At 73.7% G+C, this 17,005-nt stretch carries 16 protein-coding genes; 14 read left to right on the forward strand and 2 right to left on the reverse strand.

All coding sequences use genetic code 11. The annotated features are described in order from the left end of the window. Window positions 1–22: 22 nt before the first annotated feature. The 5 genes from PUR61_RS30080 to PUR61_RS30100 all read left to right on the forward strand — a co-directional run bounded on the left by PUR61_RS30080 (window position 23) and on the right by PUR61_RS30100 (window position 4,737). A complete protein-coding gene (locus tag PUR61_RS30080) occupies window positions 23–388 on the forward strand; it encodes an antibiotic biosynthesis monooxygenase family protein (RefSeq protein ID WP_329882644.1) in 366 nt (121 codons plus the stop codon). A 4-nt stretch (window positions 389–392) separates the two neighbouring features. Continuing rightward, on the forward strand, window positions 393–1,820 hold the full coding sequence (locus PUR61_RS30085) for a tryptophan 7-halogenase (protein WP_329882645.1): 1,428 nt from the start codon (window positions 393–395) through the stop codon (window positions 1,818–1,820). Between the two features lie 54 nt (window positions 1,821–1,874). Beyond that, window positions 1,875–2,273: a nuclear transport factor 2 family protein gene (locus PUR61_RS30090; protein WP_327681289.1), complete on the forward strand. Its 399-nt coding sequence runs from the start codon at window positions 1,875–1,877 to the stop codon at window positions 2,271–2,273. 31 nt (window positions 2,274–2,304) lie between these two features. Beyond that, the gene (locus tag PUR61_RS30095; RefSeq protein ID WP_329882646.1) at window positions 2,305–3,483 is read left to right on the forward strand and encodes an RCC1 domain-containing protein; all 1,179 of its coding nucleotides are present in this window, start codon (window positions 2,305–2,307) and stop codon (window positions 3,481–3,483) included. A 204-nt stretch (window positions 3,484–3,687) separates the two neighbouring features. Next, complete coding sequence (locus tag PUR61_RS30100) at window positions 3,688–4,737, forward strand: ArsR family transcriptional regulator (protein ID WP_329882647.1); 1,050 nt, start codon at window positions 3,688–3,690, stop codon at window positions 4,735–4,737. Between the two features lie 282 nt (window positions 4,738–5,019). On the opposite strand, the gene PUR61_RS30105 is transcribed toward PUR61_RS30100, so the two are convergent. Continuing rightward, window positions 5,020–5,775 (reverse strand): GNAT family N-acetyltransferase, encoded by a 756-nt coding sequence (locus PUR61_RS30105; RefSeq protein WP_329882648.1) that lies wholly within the window; start codon window positions 5,773–5,775, stop codon window positions 5,020–5,022. Window positions 5,776–5,929: 154 nt separating this feature from the next. Further along, on the reverse strand, window positions 5,930–6,793 hold the full coding sequence (locus tag PUR61_RS30110; RefSeq protein WP_329882649.1) for an SDR family NAD(P)-dependent oxidoreductase: 864 nt from the start codon (window positions 6,791–6,793) through the stop codon (window positions 5,930–5,932). A gap of 217 nt (window positions 6,794–7,010) precedes the next feature. On the opposite strand from PUR61_RS30110, the gene PUR61_RS30115 reads away from it, so the two are divergent. From PUR61_RS30115 to PUR61_RS30155, 9 genes are all read left to right on the forward strand, one after another. Further along, window positions 7,011–8,732, forward strand: a complete 1,722-nt coding sequence (locus PUR61_RS30115; RefSeq protein WP_329882650.1) for an MDR family MFS transporter — start codon at window positions 7,011–7,013, stop codon at window positions 8,730–8,732. 290 nt (window positions 8,733–9,022) lie between these two features. Next, on the forward strand, window positions 9,023–10,000 hold the full coding sequence (locus tag PUR61_RS30120; RefSeq protein ID WP_329882651.1) for an NAD(P)-dependent oxidoreductase: 978 nt from the start codon (window positions 9,023–9,025) through the stop codon (window positions 9,998–10,000). Between the two features lie 31 nt (window positions 10,001–10,031). Further along, complete coding sequence (locus PUR61_RS30125; protein WP_329882652.1) at window positions 10,032–11,666, forward strand: outer membrane protein assembly factor BamB family protein; 1,635 nt, start codon at window positions 10,032–10,034, stop codon at window positions 11,664–11,666. Window positions 11,667–11,742: 76 nt separating this feature from the next. Next, window positions 11,743–12,372 (forward strand): NAD(P)-dependent oxidoreductase, encoded by a 630-nt coding sequence (locus PUR61_RS30130; protein WP_329882653.1) that lies wholly within the window; start codon window positions 11,743–11,745, stop codon window positions 12,370–12,372. 97 nt (window positions 12,373–12,469) lie between these two features. Beyond that, window positions 12,470–13,108 (forward strand): NAD(P)-dependent oxidoreductase, encoded by a 639-nt coding sequence (locus tag PUR61_RS30135; RefSeq protein WP_329882654.1) that lies wholly within the window; start codon window positions 12,470–12,472, stop codon window positions 13,106–13,108. A 373-nt stretch (window positions 13,109–13,481) separates the two neighbouring features. After that, complete coding sequence (locus PUR61_RS30140) at window positions 13,482–14,276, forward strand: DUF2269 domain-containing protein (protein ID WP_329882655.1); 795 nt, start codon at window positions 13,482–13,484, stop codon at window positions 14,274–14,276. Between the two features lie 14 nt (window positions 14,277–14,290). Continuing rightward, complete coding sequence (locus PUR61_RS30145; RefSeq protein ID WP_329882656.1) at window positions 14,291–15,523, forward strand: sensor histidine kinase; 1,233 nt, start codon at window positions 14,291–14,293, stop codon at window positions 15,521–15,523. Between the two features lie 36 nt (window positions 15,524–15,559). Next, entirely contained in the window at window positions 15,560–16,228 is a 669-nt protein-coding gene (locus PUR61_RS30150; protein WP_329882657.1) for a response regulator transcription factor, read from the forward strand. A 364-nt stretch (window positions 16,229–16,592) separates the two neighbouring features. Beyond that, a complete protein-coding gene (locus tag PUR61_RS30155) occupies window positions 16,593–16,973 on the forward strand; it encodes an SHOCT domain-containing protein (protein ID WP_329882658.1) in 381 nt (126 codons plus the stop codon). The last annotated feature ends 32 nt before the right edge of the window (window positions 16,974–17,005 follow it).

Raw genomic sequence — 17,005 nt, forward strand, 5'->3', positions numbered from 1 at the left:
CGACCTCGGAAGGGAGACCGCCATGCCGGTCGACGAGGGCGCGGCGCGAGGCCGCGTGCTCTTCCTCATCACCGTCAAGGAAGAGCGCCGCGAGGACTTCCTCAAGGCGTACGAGCAGGTCCGCCATCTGGTGGCCGAGGGTGTCCCCGGACACGTCCGCGACCAGGTCTGCCAGTCGTCCACCGACCCGGAGCAGTGGCTGATCACCAGCGAGTGGCGCGCCCTGGACGACTTCGTGGCCTGGGAGGAGACCGAGGAGCACCGGGACCTGGTGCGCCCGATGCGCGAGTGCTTCACCAACGCGAAGTCCATCCGGTTCCACATCCAGGCCGAGACCTCGCGGGACACCCCGCGGGCGAGCCTTTCCACTCCCACCACCACGGGTTGAGGTCATGACACGGACACTGATCATCGGTGGCAGCGTCGCGGGCCTGGTGGCCGCGCTGGCGTTCGCCGACCTCGGGCACGACGTCACGGTGCTGGAGCGTGACGCCAACGAGGCGCCGGACACCGTCGACCTGGCGCACAGCGACTGGCAGCGGCCCACCGTGCCGCAGATGCACCAGTCGCACGCCTTCGGCTCGCTCGGCACCAACCTGCTGCGGGACCGGCTGCCCGCCGTCTACCAGGCCCTGGTCGCGGCCGGTGCCCGGGAGATCGAGCTCGGCCGGGCGATGCCGCCGTCGCTGGCCGACAAGACCCCGCACCCGTCCGACGCCGAGCTCCGGATGATCGGCAGCCGGCGCTCGACCTTCGAGCTGATCCTCCGCCAGGAGGCGCTGCGCCGGCCCGGGATCTCCTTCCGGCGGGGCGAGACGGTGCGCGGTCTGACCGTGGCCGACCGCGGCCCGGCCCGGGTGACCGGCGTCGTCACCAAGGACGGCCGCAGCGTCGCGGCCGACCTGGTGATCGACGCGAGCGGTCGCCGCTCGCAGGGACACGAGTGGCTCCGCGAGCACGGCCTGGCCGAGCCGGAGCAGGTCGCGCAGAGCGCCGACATCACCTACTACACCCGTTACTACCGTGCGCTGAGCCCGCGTCCGGCCGGTCCGCTCAACCGCGGCTTCGGCGCCGGCGGGCTCTGGGACCACTACACCGGCGTGCTGTTCCTCGGTGACAGCAACACCTTCACCATCTCCTTCGGCGTGCTGCCGGACGACACGGAGCTGAAGGCGCTGCGCATCGAGGACGCGTTCACCGCCGCGGTCCGCGCCACCCCGCTGCTGGCCCCCTGGGTGTCGCCGGAGGTCGCCGCGCCGATCTCGCCGGTGCACGCGATGGGCGGCCTGGACAACTCGCTGCGGCTGTACGGGCAGAACGCGCAGCCGGTCCCCGGCTTCCTGCCGGTCGCCGACGCGGTCTGCACCACCAACCCGGCGTACGGGCGCGGGGTCTCCCTGGCCATCGCCCACGTGCTCGGCCTGGCCGACCTGGTGCGCGAGCACCCGGAGCCGGACGCCGAGCAGGCCGCGCTGGCGGCCGGCCTGGCCGGGCGGACCTTCCGCCCGTGGTTCGAGGACGCGGTCCGCAACGACGCGGGCCGGGCCCGGCTCTGGCGGGCCACCGTGGCCGGCCAGCAGCTGCCGCCGCTGCCGCCGGACGTCATCACCTTCGGCACCGTGGCCGAGGCGGCCGCCACCGACGAGGTGGTCTGGCGCCGGCTGGCCCGCACCATGATGTCGCTCGACAACCCGGCCGGCCTCTACGAGGACGAGGAGATCCGGCTGCGGGTCAAGCAGGCCGCCGCGGGCGGGCCGCCGCCGTTCCCCGCCCCGGACCGGGCCTCCCTGGTCGACGTCGTCCGCCGCGCCGCGGGCTGACGTCCTCACCTTTCCCTTCCCGCCCCGCAAGGCACCACCCACAGGAGGAGAATCATGAAGGTCGTCGACCACCCCAACGCCAAGCTCATGGAGGCGGTCTACGCCGCGTTCACCGTGGGCGACGTCCAGAAGGCCGCCGGCTACTGGACCAAGGACTGCGTGCACTACTACCCGGGCACCAGCGAACTGTCCGGCGCGCACGAGGGCATCGAGTCCGCACTGGCCTTCGCCGGCCGGATGTTCGAGATCTGCCAGGGCCGCATCCAGATGGAGATCCACGAGATCGGCGCCAGCGACACGTTCGCGTTCGCCACGGTCTTCACCCGCTACGAGCGCGAGGGCAAGAGCCTCGAGATGCCGTTCGTCAACGTGGCGCGCATCCAGGACGGCCTGATCGCCGAGTTCTGGACCTACCCCGAGGACCAGTACGCCGTCGACCAGTTCTGGGCCTGACGCTCCCCGACGATTGAGAGGTGGCATCACCATGGCAGGGATCATCAGCAGTTGGGGTGACAACACCAACGGCCAGCTCGGCGACGGCGGGACCGTCAACCGGGCCGCCGCGCAGGACATCAAGGGCCTGGAGGGCGTGGTCCGGGTCGTGGCCGGCAGCGGTCACGCCCTGGCCCTGACCGCCGACGGCGAGCTCTGGGGCTTCGGCCGCAACGCCTTCGGCCAGCTCGGCGACGGTTCGACGGAGAACCAGGCGAGCCCGGTCCGGACGATCGGCCTGCCCGGCCGGGTCCGCTCGGCCGGCGCCGGCGGCGGGCACAGCGCCGCGCTGCTGGAGGACGGCACGGTCTGGGCCTGGGGCGCTGGCTTCTTCTGCGCCCTCGGCGAGGCCAACTTCGGCGTGCAGCCGGTCCCGGTCCGGGTCGACGGCCTGGAGGACGTGATCGAGCTCGCCGTCGGCGGCGCGCACAACCTGGCCCTCAAGGCCGACGGCACCGTCTGGTCCTGGGGCCGTGACGACCGCGGCCAGCTGGGCGACGGCCCGAACTCCACCCGCGAGGGCCGGATCGTCCGCTCCTACATGACCGCCTCCTTCGACTGCCGGCCGCGTCCGGCCGTGATCGAGGGCCTGGAGCCGGCGGTCCGGCTGAGCGCCGGCGGCGGCCACAGCCTGGCCGTGCACGCCGACGGCTCCGCCTCGGTCTGGGGCTTCAACGACCGCGGCCAGCTCGGCGACGGCACCCTGATCGACCGCGCCGCCCCGCAGAAGGTGCAGGGCCTCGGCCCGGTCACCCAGCTGGTCGGCGCCTACCACCACACGGTGGCGCTGCTGGCCGACGGCACCGTCGCGGCCTGGGGCCTCAACGACGGCGGCCAGCTCGGCGACGGCACCACCGTCGACCGCGCGGTGCCCGCCCCGGTGCCGGGTCTGACCGGCGTCAAGGCGGTGACGGCCAGCGGTGGCGGCACCGACGCCAACCCGGGCACCGGCGGCCACGCGCTGGCACTGCTCGCCGACGGCTCGGTGCTCGGCTGGGGCTGGAACAACTGGGGCCAGCTGGCCGCCGGTGACGCCGAGACCGTCCCGACCCCGGCCCGGATCGCGCTGTCCGGCCCGGCCGTGGGCATCGCCGCCGGCGGGGAGATCCCGCCGACCAACAAGTTCATGGCCAACCCGGGCGGCGGCTTCGCCTTCGCCCTGCTGGGCTGAGCCCCTTCCGGGCAACCGCCGCGTGGTCCCGGCCCGTTCGGGGCCGCGCGGTGCCGGGCCGACGGGCCCGCCGCGCACGCACCGCCGGGTCCGCCCGGCGGTCCGTGCAGGGCGGACCGGTCCGTCGTCCCGTCCACCCATGACCGCTCGGGCCGCGGGCACCGTCCGCCCGCGGCCCGGTCCCCGCAGGGAGGCCTCACCCTTATGACCGCCGTTCCCCAGACCGCCCCTGCCTCGGCCGGCGCGGTGTTCCTCTCCGAACTGATGTTCCCGTCCACGCCGCGCTGCCTGGCACTGGCCGCCGAGTACCGGATCGCCGAGCTGCTGGCCGACGGCCCGCTGCCGGCCGCCGAACTCGCCGAGCGCGCCGGGGTGGCCGCCGGCCCGCTCGCCAAGGTGCTGGGGCTGCTCGCCGAGGACGGTGTCTTCGAGGAGACCGAGCCCGGCGTCTTCGCCAACACCGGTCTCTCCGAGCTGCTGCGCCCCGGCGTGCCGGGCTCGATGGACGCGATGGCCCGGATGGTCGGTGCCGAGTGGCTCTGGTCCTCCTGGGGCGCGCTGGACCACAGCCTGGTCACCGGCAAGCCCGGCTTCGAGAAGGTGCACGGCACCGCGCTCTGGCCGTGGCTCCAGCGCAACCCGGGTGCCGCCGCCACCTTCAACCAGGCGATGACCGACTTCACCGACGCGCTCTCCGACGCCCTGGTCTCCTCCTACCCCGAGTTCGCCGAGGCCGGCGCGGTCTGCGACCTGGGCGGCGGGCAGGGCACCTACCTGGCGGCGATCCTCCAGAAGTACGACGCGCTCGGCCGCGGCGTGCTGGCCGACCTGCCGAGCGTGATCGAGCAGGCCCGGACCCAGCCGGACGTCGCCAAGCTGGCCGAGCAGGGCCGCCTGGACTTCGAGCCGGTCGACTTCTTCGCCGGCGTCCCGGCCGGGATCGGCGCGTACGTCACCAAGCAGGTCTGGCACTCCTGGCCGGACGACGCGCTGGTGCGACTGCTGCGCAAGTGCCGGGAGGCCTCGCCGGGCGCCCGCTTCGTCGCGGCCGAGCTGGTGCACCGCGAGGGTGTGCCGCGCTTCGTGAAGAACTTCGACCTGGTCATGCTGGTCACGATGAGCGGCGAGGTCCGGACCGAGGAGCAGTTCGCCGAGGTCTTCCGGCGCGGCGGCTTCCGGCTGAACCGGGTGGTGCCCACCGGGACGGCCTTCTCGCTGCTGGAGGCCGTGCCCGACCCCGACCCGCTGGACTGAGCGACCACGTGCGGCCGTGCGGTCGGGTGACCGTACGGCCGTACGCCGCAGGACCGTGAGCGGCCGGACCGAGGACCCTCGGCCCGGCCGTCGGCGTGCGGTCGTCGCGGCCCGGCGGCGGCGCCGGAACAGCCGCCGAAATATCCGTCCGCATATTCGCTCCACCGTCCGTCCGCGTATTCTCCGGTGATTTTCCGGAGCGCCATGGAAAAGGGCCCGGATCCGTAACGGATCCGGGCCCCCGGTCGTCCTCCCGGGTGAATTCCCGGAAGGTCTTTCGGCTCAGTCGAAGCGGAATTCCGACAGCCCCCCGGCCGGCCGGAACCCGAACGACTCGAAGAGTGACCGGATGGCGCTGTTGCCCTCGCCGGTGACCGCCAGGCAGATCACCGTCTCGCGTACGGCCAGCTCGGCCAGCATCTCGCCGAGCAGCGCCCGGCCGTACCCGCCGCGGCGGATCTCCGGCCGTACGTACATCGGGTTGAACCGCACCACGCCGGCGACGGAGGCGGTCCGGCCGAGGATGGCGACGGCGTCGCCCTCGTGCTCCCAGACCCGCAGCAGGCCGGAGGAGATCTGCTGCTGGACCGACCGCCGGGCCGTCTCCCGGCTGAGCCCGGCGCCGTGTGCGGCCTCCAGGCACCAGTCGGTGAACAGCTCCAACTCCTCCGCCAGGGCGGCCCGGGACTGCCCGGCCGGGGCCGGCCGGTCGGAGGTCACGGCGGGGCCGGACAGGCTCAGTACCCGCTCACGCCGGCCCGCGTGAGCGGGTCGGCCGGTGGCCTCGGACCACGCGGCGGCGAACGCGGCGGCCGCCGCGTCCGGTCCGATCACGCCGGGAAGCCGGTCGGGGCCGGCGCCCAGCTCGGTGCCGAGCGCGGCCGCGGCGGCCTCCGGCATCCCGCTCAGCACGACCAGGTGCGGGGGTGTGAAGGCCGCCACGCCGACCACCGGCGCCGAGCCGGAGGTCGGGTCCTCGACCCGGCTCCAGTTGATCGGCGGGGCGGTCGGCGGCCGGAACCTCGCACCTGCCAGCATGGTCAGCAGGATGGAATTCTCGACGGGGTTGCCAGCAATCCACCCACCGGTTTCGGAGATGAACTCTTCGGTGTTTCTCGTGGTTTTTACGAGCATGTCGAAAAAATATCCCGAGGGTGGTTCGATGGCAATGGGGCCATGCGCTTTTCCCGACTCAGCCCGCGTTCGGCCGACCGGCTCCGGGGCCGCCCTGTCCCGGACGGCCCCGGCCGCCCGCGCCGGGGCCGCCCTGACCGCCTCCGCCCGGGCCTCCCTGGCCGCCCGGCCGCTGCATCATTCCGGCCGAGACGCCGGCCGTCATGCCGCCCTCCAGGCCGAACAGCGAGCCGGTGACGAAGCTGGCCGCGTCGCTGCTCAGGAAGACCACCGCGTTGGCCACCTCCTCCTCGGTCGCGATCCGTCCGAGTGCGGTGCCCGAACCGGCCCGCTCCAGCGCGCCGGGCTGGCTGCCGACCCGCTGGCGGAACTCCTCGGTGTCGACCGGCCCGGTGATGAGCGCGTTGACCCGGATGCCGGCCGGACCGGCCTCCAGGGCGGTGGCCCTGGTGAGGCCGACCACGCCGTGCTTCGCCGCGGTGTACGCGCCCAGGCCGAAGGCGGTGCCCTGGACGCCGGCGGTGGAGGCGTTGTTGATGATGCTGCCGCCGCCGCTCGCCCGCATGGCGGCGATCTCGTGCTTGAGCGAGTGGTAGGTGCCGGTCAGGTTGACGGCGAGGACCGCGGCGAAGGCCTCGGCCGGGACGCGGTCCAGCGGGCCGAACGCGCCGCCGCCGCCGGCGTTGTTGAAGGCGATGTCGAGCCGGCCGTGTCGCTCGACCGTGGTACCCACGAGGCGGGCGACGTCATCCTCCACGGTGACATCGGCGGCGATGAAGTCCGCCTGCCCGCCCTTCTCGCGGATCCTGTTCACCACGGCCTCGCCCAGCTCGGCCCGGCGGCCGGAGACCACGACGTGCGCCCCGGCGGCGGCGAGTGCGAGCGCGGCCGCCGCCCCCATGCCGGAGGTGGATCCGGTCACGAGCGCGATTTTCCCCTGGAGTTGGCTCATCGTTCGCTGCCCTTCCGGGCGGCCGTGGCCGCCCTGACGTTGGCTCTTGACGGCTAATTTTGATTGTATAGTCTATACGAATTCAAGCTCGGAGCAAGGACTCCGAGCCGGCGGACGCCTCCTCAAGGAGTACCCAATGAGCGCCCCGTACGCTGCACCCGCCCCAGAAGTGCCACGGAAGACCTTCTTGACGATCTTTGCTGCCCTGGTGCTTGCCATGTTCCTGGCAGCCCTGGACCAGACGATCGTGGCGACGGCCCTTCCGACCATCGCCGGCGACCTCGGCGGTGTCACCCACCTGGCGTGGGTGGTCACCGCCTACATGCTCGCGGCGACCGCCGCGACGCCGCTCTGGGGCAAGCTGGGCGACCTCTACGGCCGCAAGCTGATGTTCCAGTCGGCCATCACCATCTTCCTCCTCGGCTCCGCGTTGTCCGGACTTTCCGCCAACATCGGCCAGTTGATCGGTTTCCGGACCCTCCAGGGTCTCGGCGCCGGCGGCCTGATGGCGTTGGCCATGGCCCTGATCGCCGAGCTCGTCCCGCCGCGCGAGCGCGGCAAGTGGCAGGGTTACGCGCAGTCCTGCTTCGTCCTGGCCGGCGTGGTCGGCCCGCTGGTCGGCGGCGCCTTCGTCGACCACCTCAGCTGGCCCTGGATCTTCTACATCAACCTGCCGATCGGCGCCGTCGCGCTGGTGGTGGTCACCTCCGTGCTCAAGCTCCCGGTCAACCGGCAGAAGCACCAGCTGGACTACCTCGGGTCGGCGCTGCTCAGTGCCGCGATCGTCTCGATCCTGCTGGTCTCGGTCTGGGCCGGCGACCAGTACGCGTGGGGCTCCGTGCAGGTCATCGGCCTGCTGGTGCTCGCCGTGGTGCTGCTGATCGGGTTCGTGCTCCAGGAGAAGCGGGCCGCCGAGCCGGTCGTCCCGCTGGAGCTGTTCAAGGACCCGGTGGTCCTGGTCGCCACCCTGGGTCTCTTCCTCACCTCGATCTCCCTCTTCGTGGCGACCGTCTACACCCCGCTGTTCCTCCAGGTCGCCAACGGTGACACCGCCACCGAGTCCGGCCTGCTGCTGGTCCCGATGATGCTCGCCACCGTGGTCAGCCTGACCGTCTCCGGCAAGGTCGTCGCGGCGACGGGCAGGTACAAGATCTTCCCGATCATCGGCCTCCTGGTGATGTCGCTCGGGCTCTTCCTGATGTCGACGCTCAAGGCCGACTCCTCGGAGGTGGCGGCCGGCGGCTTCCTGGCCGTCTTCGGCATCGGCTTCGGCATGGTGACCCAGGTGCTCATCGTGGCGGTCCAGAACTCGGTCGAGATGCGGCAGTTGGGCGTGGCCACGGCTGCGGCGAACTTCTTCCGCTCGCTCGGCGGCGCGATGGGCGTCACCGTCTTCGGTGCCATCCTCAACTCGCAGCTGCGTGACCTGCTGCCGAAGAAGGTGCCGGCCGAGGCGCTGGAGCGGCTCGGCACCGATGGCGTGCTGACCGCTCCCGCCAAGGTCCGGGCGCTGCCCGAGCCGGTGCGCGACGGTGTGTCCGACGCGCTGGCCCAGTCGCTGCACGTGGTCTACCTGGTCGGCATGGTGGTCTCGCTGATCGGCGCCGTGGTGGTGCTCTTCCTCCAGGAGCGTCCGATGCGGGCGCCGATGGGCGCGCCCGGCGGCAAGGGCGGCCCGGGTGGGCCCGGCGGACAGGGTGGCCCCGGTGGTCCCGGCGGTCAGCACCAGGGCCAGGGCGGCCCCGGCGGCCAGTGGCAGGGTGCGCAGGGCGGTCAGGGTGCCCCGGGTGCCCAGGGCGTCGGCGCGCAGGGTGGGCCGGCCGGCCAGGGGGCCCAGGCCGCCGGCCAGGGCGGCGGGCGACCGGAGGCCGCCGGCCCCGGTGCCCGTCCGGAGGCCGCAGCCGGCTGACGGCTGCCGGACCGGTGTCCCGCCGATGTGACGACCTCCTCCCCCTCCGCCCTCGCCGGGTGGTGGGGGAGGAGGTCTGTCCGGGCAGCGATTTGACGCCAGATCAGTGCACGGTACGGCTCGAAACGGACGTCGAAAGACAGTGCGGAGTGAGTGTTCACCCGCTAGGCTGGACGGGCAGTCGGCACCCCGGCCGCGGTGGGGCGGGGTGCCTGGCACGGCCTTCCCCGCCGCACTCCGAGCGCCGGGAGTCCCGGCGCGACCAGCCCACCAGGAAGCGGGTCGACTCCATGGCCGACATACCCAGCCAGCAGCGGCGTGCACTCTCCCGGGACCTCCCGCCCGCAGACGCCCCCACCATCCCGCCGGTGACCAGGATCGGTGTCATCGGCCTCGGTGTGATGGGCGGCGGCATGGCCTCCCGGCTGCTCGACCAGGGCCACCGGATCGTGGTCCACAACCGGACCCCCGAGCGCGCCGCCCCGTTCGCCGCCCGCGGCGCGGAGGTCGCCGACACCCCGGCCGCGCTGGCCGAGCGGGTCGACGTGGTCCTGCTCAGCCTCGCGTCCGAGGCCGCCGTCGACGAACAGCTCTTCGGCCCCGGCGGCGTCCTGGAGACGCTGCCCGCGCACGGCATCGTGATGGACACCAGCACCGTCTCCCCCGACTTCGCCCGGTCGGTGGCCCAGCGGGTGGCCGGCCGCGGCCGCAACGCCGTCGACGCCTGCATCATCGGCAACGGCCAGCACGCCAAGGACGGCGAACTCCGCTTCATGGTCGGCGGATCGGCCGAGACCTACGACCGGCTGAGCGCCGTGCTGGAGCCGCTGGCGAAGGAGATCCGGCACCTCGGCCCGAGCGGTCTGGGCGCCACCGCCAAGGTGATGCTCAACGTGCTGATGGGCGTGGAGATGCAGGTGCTCGCCGAGTCGGTGACGCTGGCCCAGGCAGCCGGCATCGACCGCGAGCTGGCGCTCCAGATGATCAGCGAGAGCGGCTTCAGCTCGCCGGTGATGCGGTTCAAGGCCGGCGTGATGCGCCGCCGGGCCTACGGGGACCCGCAGTTCCGGCTCGACCTGATGCGCAAGGACCTCCGGCTGGCCACCGCGGAGGCCGACCGCCTCGGCGTCGACACCCCCGTCTGCGACGCCACCCATGAGACGCTGATCGCCGCCGCCGAGGCGGGCCTCGGCGAACTGGACTGTGCCGCCGTGCTCTCCCACGCGGAGGCCGCCGCAGGACTGGCCGCCACTCCGGACCGTACGTGAACCACACGCCTTCACCGAGGAGTTGATTTACGTGTCCCAGTACAGACGGCCCCGGGCGGCCAGGTACGGCTCCGCCCTGGTGGCGTTGCTGACCGCGCTCGTGATGCTCACCGTGACCAACGGCGCCGGAGCCGAGGACGCCGAGGGCTCCCGCCACCGCTCCGCCGACTGGAGCAGCTGGCAGTTCGACGCCACCGGTACCCGGTTCAACGGCCAGGAGCACCGGATCACCCCCGCCAACGTCTCCGGTCTCGGCCTCAAGTGGGCCTTCGGCCACGCCAAGGTGCCCGGGGTCTACCTGGGCAGCCAGCCCGCCGTGGCGGACGGCACCCTCTACGTCGGCGGCGCCGAGGGCACCTTCCACGCGATGGACGCGAAGACCGGCGCGGCCCGGTGGACCTTCGACGTCGCCCCGGTGGCCGGCGCCCACTCCACCAGCAACCCGGACCCGGTCCGCAGCAGCCCGGCGGTCGAGGGGAACACCGTCTACTTCGGCGACAACCGCGGCTACCTGTACGCGCTGGACCGCCGCAACGGCGCGCTGCGGTGGTCGCTGAAGCTCGACACCCACCCGCTGGCCCAGATCACGAGCTCCCCGCTGGTCCACGACGGCAAGGTCTACGTCGGCGTCTCCAGCAAGGAGTCCGGCGCGACCTTCGACCTCACCTACCCGTGCTGCACCTTCCGCGGCTCGGTGGTCGCGGTCAACGCCTGGACCGGGCAGCTGGAATGGCGCCACTGGACCAACCCCGAGCCGCAGCTGGTCGGCACCTGGCCCAACGGTGCGAACCGCTACGAGCCCTCCGGTGTCGCCGTCTGGAGCTCCCCGGTCCTCGACCGGGCCAGCAACACCGTCTACGTCGGGACCGGCCAGAACTACACCGGCGCGGCCGGCGACACCGACTCGGTGCTCGCCCTGAACGCCCGCACCGGCGCGGTCCGCTGGCGCACCCAGGAGACCTTCCCGGACACCTTCACCGTCGCCTGCGGCACCCCGGGCGCCGACGCCTACTGCCCGAGCAAGGCCGATGGCACCGACCACGACTGGGACTTCGGCGCCAGCGCCAACGTCTTCAGCATCGGCAACCGACGGGTGGTCGGCATCGGCCAGAAGAACGGCGTCTACCACGTCTACGACGCACTGACCGGCGCCAAGGTCTGGGACCGCGCGGTCGTCGCCAACCCGAACACCAAGGGCGGCAGTTCGGGCATCCAGTGGGGCACCAGCTACGACGGCAACCGGCTCTACGTCGCCACCTGGTTCGCCAACCCGGGCACCCTGTACGCGCTCGACCCGGCGACCGGCGCGATCCTCTGGCAGACCGAGAGCCCCGCCGACGGCTGCCAGTGGGGCGGCGCCGCCGCCTACCCGCAGCTCTGCCAGCGGGCCTTCACGCCTGCGGTCACCGCGACCCGCGGCCTCGTCTACGAGGGCGGCGCGGACGGCAAGATGAGGGTCTTCTCGGCCGCCACCGGCGCGGTGCTCTGGCAGTACGACGTGGTCCGCGACTTCACCACGGTCAACGGCGTGCCGGCACACGGCACGGCCCTCTCCGGTGGTGGCGGCGCGGTGGTGGCCGACGGCATGCTCTACATCCAGGCCGCCTACTACCCGCAGTATCCGAGCAACTCGGGCGGCGTACTGCTCGCCTTTTCCCTACCGTAGGACACGTTGTCGTAGCGAAGGTCAACTCACGGCCGGCGGCGAACAGTTGCCGCCGGCCCCGGCAAGGAGGCACATCATGGAGATCGTCGTGGTCGGAGCGGCCGGTCGTACCGGACGACTGCTGGTCGAGAAGGCACTGGAGAACAAGCACAGCGTCACCGCACTGGTGCGCGACCCGGCCAAGCTGCCGGTCGAGCACGAGCGGCTGACCAAGGTGCGCGCGGACGTCTTCGACGTGGCGTCGCTGAACGGCCCGCTCGCGGGCAAGGAGGCCGTCCTGGTCGCGCTGGGGGTCACCAGCCGCACCACGACGACCGTCTTCTCCGAGGGCGTGCGCAACGTCATCGCCGCCGCCCGGGCGGGCGGGGTGCGCCGGCTGGTCACGATGTCCTCGGCGGGGCTGGAGACCAAGCACCTGCCGGCGATGCAGCGGTTCGTCGCCGAGTTCGTGGTGGACCGGGTCTACCGGAACATCCACCTCGACCTCGCCCGGATGGAGGACGAGGTCGAGGCCAGCCCGCTGGACTGGACGATCGTCCGGGTGCCGATGCTCACGGACGGCCCGGCCACGCCCAACTACCAGGCGGTGGTCGGCGGTCACATCGCCAAGGCCTCGCGCATCGCGCGGGCGAACGTCGCCGACTACATCGTCACCCATCTGGATGACGCGGCCACCTACGGCCGTCGCGTCGAGGTGGCCAACTGATGGACCCCGGCGGAGGCCGGCCCGCCCGCGGCACGTCCGCGGCGCGGGCCGGCCGCGCGCCCGGACCCGAGGACCCGAGCGAGGAGGGGAACGCTCCGTGAACATCGTCGTGTTCGGCGCGACCGGGGGTACCGGCCGCCACGTGCTGGACCTGGCCGCCGAGGCCGGGCACTCCACCGTCGCCTTCGCCCGTGACCCGCTGGCGCTGGTCGACGCCCGGCCGCACAGCATCCGGCAGGGGGACGTCCTCGACCCGGACGCGGTGGCCCGGGCCGTCGAGGGCGCCGACGCGGTGGTCTCCGCGCTCGGCATCGGCTACAGCCGGGCCGCCACCACCGTCTACTCGGCCGGCACCGACCACATCCTGAAGGCCATGCGCGCGGCCGGCGTCGGCCGGGTGCTCTGTGTCTCCACCACCAGCATGGGCCCGCCGCCCTGGCGGGCCGCCCCGTTCCAGCGCGCGCTCACGTCCTGGGTGCTGCACCCGATGCTCCGCCGGCCGTACGCCGACATGGCGCGGATGGAACGGCTGGTGCTGGAGGACACCGGGCTGGACTGGACGCTCGTCCGGGCCGCCCGGCTCACCGGCGGCCGGGCCCGCGGCCGGTACCGCACCGGCGTCGGGAGCCGGCTGCCCGGGGCCTGGTCGATATCCCGGGCCGACCTCGCGCACTACCTGGTCGGCGCGCTCGCCGAGCCGTCCACCCACCGCGCGGTGGTCGAGATCGCCTACTGAGACCGCGTACTGAGACCGCCTACGGAGACCGCCCCGGCACCGCTCGCCGGTGGTGCCGGCCGGGCACCGTTCCGCCGGCCCGGTCGGCGGGCCGGGCCGCCCCCCGACCTCCCTCCACTCCCTCCCGACGGCCGCCCGTCGGGGCGCCGCCCGCCCGGACCGTGTACGGACCGTCTCCCCGAGGACGGTCCGTACTCAACGGGGGGTACGGCCGGCTACTCCCGTGGTGCGATGCCCGGCCTTCCCGGACGGGGCAGAGTATGGAGTGATCCGCGGATCACCCAAGCCGTGGGCCGGCGGCCTCATCACCATCCACCCCCGGTGGCCGCCGGCCCGTGGCCCGCGTCGCCCCTCGCCTTCCGGAGCACAGCCGATGTCCACACCTCCCGGCCCGCCCGCCGCCGACACGTCCGTGCCGCCCGGCCGGGCGACCGCGGCGACCACCGAGACGCCCGAGCCCCCGGCCGACCGCGCCGCGCGGTTCCGGCTGCCCCGGCACGCCCGCCGGATCTGGCTCGTCGCGCACGTCGCCCTCTCGGTCGGCTGGCTGGGCCTCACCGCCGGCGTGCTCGCCCTCGGCATCGCCGGCCGCTTCTCCGACGACCCGGACACCGTCAAGGCCGCGTACCTGGCCCAGGAGATCTTCGCCGACTGGCTACTGATCCCGGTCAGCCTGCTCTCCCTGCTGTCCGGTCTGGTGCTGTCCCTCGGCACCACCTGGGGCCTGCTCAAGTACCGCTGGGTGGTCACCAAGTTCTGGCTGACCCTGGCCGCCACCCTGGCCTCGATCTTCGCGCTGCGCGCCTTCATCCACGACGCCGCCGGCCAGGTCGCCGCCGGGACGGTGCCGCCGGACGGCCGGTCCCCGCACGTCCTGGTGATCGCCCCGTCGGTGGCACTGACCATCTACCTGACCGCCACGATCCTCTCCGTGCTGAAGCCCTGGGGCATGACCCGGCGGGGCACCCGGCTGGCCGCCGCCGCCCGGGCCGGCCGCGTCCGCCCGCCCGGTGCCGGCAGCGCGTCCGACCCCGCTGCCGCCCGGAACGTCCGGTCCGCCCCCGGCGCCAAGGACGCCGCCGGCGCCAAGGACGCCCCCGGTGCCAAGGACGCCGCCGCGCCCGGTACCGCCGACACCGACGCCGCCGCGGTGCGGCCGGGGCGGTGAGCGGGAGTCCCGGCATGAGCACCGACCACGACCCGCTCGGCGGCCCGCCCTGGACCAGGCCCTCCTGGACGGTGGTCTCCGCCGTCCTGGTGGCGCTGTTCCAGGTGGTCGGTTCCACCGCCGCCGCCCGCCAGCAGCAGGACTACCGCGTCCCGCTGGACGCCGCCGGATACGCCCTGCTGCTGCTCGGCCCGGTCCTGCTGCTGTTCCGCAACCGCTTCCCCGGCCCGGTGGTGATCGCGGTGACCGCCGTCACCACCGGCTACCTGCTGGCCGGTTACCCGTACGGGCCGGTCTTCTTCAGCCTCGCCGTCGCCGTGTACGGCGCGCTGTCCCGGGGCTACCGCCGGGTCGCCTGGATCTCGGTCGGCACCGGCTACCTGGTCCATCTGGCCAGTTCCCACCTGCTGCCGCAGAGCTGGCTGCGCGCGCCCGCGCAGAGCCCCGGCTGGTGGCAGGAGGCCGGGGTGGCCGCCTGGCTGCTGCTGGTCCTGGCCGTGGCCGAGATCATGCGCTCGCGCGGCGAGCAGCTGGCCGCCCGCCGGCTGGCCAGGCGGCAGGCCGAGGAGAACCGGGCCGCCGAGGAGCGGCTCCGGATGGCCCGCGAGCTGCACGACATCCTGGCCCACTCCATCTCGGTGATCCACCTGCAGGCCGGGGTGGCGCTGGAGCTGATCGACCAGCACCCCGAGCAGGTCCGGGCCGCGCTGACCGTCATCAAGGCCACCAGCAAGGAGGCCCTCGGCGAGGTCCGGCAGGTGCTCGGCACCCTGCGGGGCCCCGACGGCCAGGCCCCGCGCACGCCCGCACCCGGGCTGGCCCGGTTGCCCGAACTGGTCACCCAGGCGGGCCACGCCGGCCTCACGGTCTCCGTGGAGACGGCGGGGGAGGGGCGGCCGCTGCCGTCCCAGCTGGAGCTGGCCGCGTTCCGGATCGTCCAGGAGGCGCTCACCAACGTCATCCGCCATTCGGCCGCGCGCAGTGCCACGGTTCTGATGGACTGGACCTCCCCGGAGGGGCTGCTGCTCCAAGTGGACGATCCGGGTCCGGCCGCCGGCGGTGACGGCGGCGGCTCCGGCAACGGCCTGATCGGCATGCGCGAGCGGGCCGCGGCGTTCGACGGCGAGCTGACGGTCGGTCCGCACGGCGGCGGCTTCCGGGTCCGGGCGTGGCTGCCCGATCCGGCGGGGAAGGACCGGGCGGGGAACGGCGCCGGGCGGACCGGCGCGGAACGGCACGGGCGGTAGCCGGCAGGGCGAGCACAGCGAGGGACGACGAACGACATGATCCGAGTACTGCTGGCGGACGACCAGGTCCTGGTCCGGGCGGGCTTCCGGGCGCTGCTCGACGCCCAGCCGGACATCGAGGTGGTCGGCGAGGCCGACGACGGAGACGCGGCCGTCCGGCTGGTCGGGGAACTCCGGCCGGACGTCGTGCTGATGGACATCCGGATGCCGGGCACCGACGGGCTGGAGGCCACCCGCCGGATCTACGCCGTCCCCGAGCTCTCCGGCGTCCGGGTGGTCGTGCTGACCACGTTCGAGATGGACGAGTACATCTTCGAGGCGCTCCGGCTCGGCGCGGCCGGCTTCCTGGCCAAGGACACCGAGCCGGCCGACCTGCTGCGCGCCGTCCGGGTCGCCGCGGTCGGGGACTCGCTGCTCTCCCCGGGCGTGACCCGCCGGCTGATCGACGAGTTCGCCAGCCGCTCCCGGGAGCCCTCCGACACCGGCCGGTTGCTGGCCTCGCTCACCGACCGTGAGCGCGAGGTGCTCACCCTGGTCGGCATGGGCCTCACCAACGACGACATCGCGCGCCGGCTGGTGGTCAGCCCGCTCACGGCGAAGACGCACGTCAGCCGGGCCATGGTGAAGCTCGGCGTCCGCGACCGGGCGCAGCTGGTGGTGCTCGCCTACGAGTCCGGCCTGGTCCGCCCCGGCTGGCTGGGCTGACCACCGCGCCCCGCCATGGGCCCGCCCGGCACCGGTCCGCCGGTCTCGCGTGCCCCGCGCCCGAAGCGCGCCGCGCCCGCTCCCCGCGCCGCAACGCCGCTCCTCGCCCCGCCGCCGGCGCGGGAAGTCGGCGGGTCCGACGTCCCGCGCGCGACCACCCGCCCGGAAGGCGCACGACCGGAAGCCGTCCGGCCGGAAGCAGCCAGGTCGCCAGGCCGTACTCCCCGTGTCGTAGCCCGGGTGCCGCTCCCCGGAGGACGCGCCGGACCCCTCCCCGGCGAGAAGCTCGTGGTGGCCTCGGGGAGCGTCCCGGGGCAGGGCCCCCGCCGGAGTGCGCGGGGGGCACACCGAGGAGTTGAACGACATGCAGAGCACCGCGACACTGCTCGCCGACACCGTCTGCCGGGAGGGCTGGGGCCCGTGGGGCGGCGGCCCGGGTCCGTGGTTCCTGATCTTCCCGCTGTTCTGGCTGCTCGTCCTGGTCGTGGTGGTGACCACGCTGCGCCGCCGCGGCGGAGCCGGCCGCGGTCCGTGGGGCCCGCCGTGGGCCGGTGGCCCGTGGGGCGGCGGCCCGGGATGGCGCGGCGGCTGGCCGGGCGGCCCCGAGGGCCCGCTGGCCTCGCTGGCCCGCCGGTACGCGGAGGGCCAGATCACCGAGGAGGAGTACCGGATCCGCCGGGACACCCTGCTGGAGCACCTGGAGGGCCCCGACGACACCAAGCCGGGCCGGGGCGGTGCCAAGTGACGGCGTTCCCCGTCCTCGAACTGGTCGAGACC

Origin of the sequence: Streptomyces sp. BE20 (assembly GCF_036322525.1) — a bacterium.
Taxonomy (GTDB): Bacteria; Actinomycetota; Actinomycetes; order Streptomycetales; family Streptomycetaceae; genus Kitasatospora.

Excerpts from the sequence above, each read along its gene's own strand:
- PUR61_RS30150 (WP_329882657.1), top strand. The coding sequence starts at position 15,560 with ATGATCCGAGTACTGCTGGCGGACGACCAGGTCCTGGTCCGGGCGGGC.
- PUR61_RS30155 (WP_329882658.1), top strand. The coding sequence starts at position 16,593 with ATGCAGAGCACCGCGACACTGCTCGCCGACACCGTCTGCCGGGAGGGC.
- PUR61_RS30145 (WP_329882656.1), top strand. The coding sequence starts at position 14,291 with ATGAGCACCGACCACGACCCGCTCGGCGGCCCGCCCTGGACCAGGCCC.
- PUR61_RS30090 (WP_327681289.1), top strand. The coding sequence starts at position 1,875 with ATGAAGGTCGTCGACCACCCCAACGCCAAGCTCATGGAGGCGGTCTAC.
- PUR61_RS30095 (WP_329882646.1), top strand. The coding sequence starts at position 2,305 with ATGGCAGGGATCATCAGCAGTTGGGGTGACAACACCAACGGCCAGCTC.
- PUR61_RS30105 (WP_329882648.1), bottom strand. The coding sequence starts at position 5,775 with ATGCTGGCAGGTGCGAGGTTCCGGCCGCCGACCGCCCCGCCGATCAAC.
- PUR61_RS30085 (WP_329882645.1), top strand. The coding sequence starts at position 393 with ATGACACGGACACTGATCATCGGTGGCAGCGTCGCGGGCCTGGTGGCC.
- PUR61_RS30120 (WP_329882651.1), top strand. The coding sequence starts at position 9,023 with ATGGCCGACATACCCAGCCAGCAGCGGCGTGCACTCTCCCGGGACCTC.
- PUR61_RS30140 (WP_329882655.1), top strand. The coding sequence starts at position 13,482 with ATGTCCACACCTCCCGGCCCGCCCGCCGCCGACACGTCCGTGCCGCCC.
- PUR61_RS30080 (WP_329882644.1), top strand. The coding sequence starts at position 23 with ATGCCGGTCGACGAGGGCGCGGCGCGAGGCCGCGTGCTCTTCCTCATC.
- PUR61_RS30100 (WP_329882647.1), top strand. The coding sequence starts at position 3,688 with ATGACCGCCGTTCCCCAGACCGCCCCTGCCTCGGCCGGCGCGGTGTTC.
- PUR61_RS30130 (WP_329882653.1), top strand. The coding sequence starts at position 11,743 with ATGGAGATCGTCGTGGTCGGAGCGGCCGGTCGTACCGGACGACTGCTG.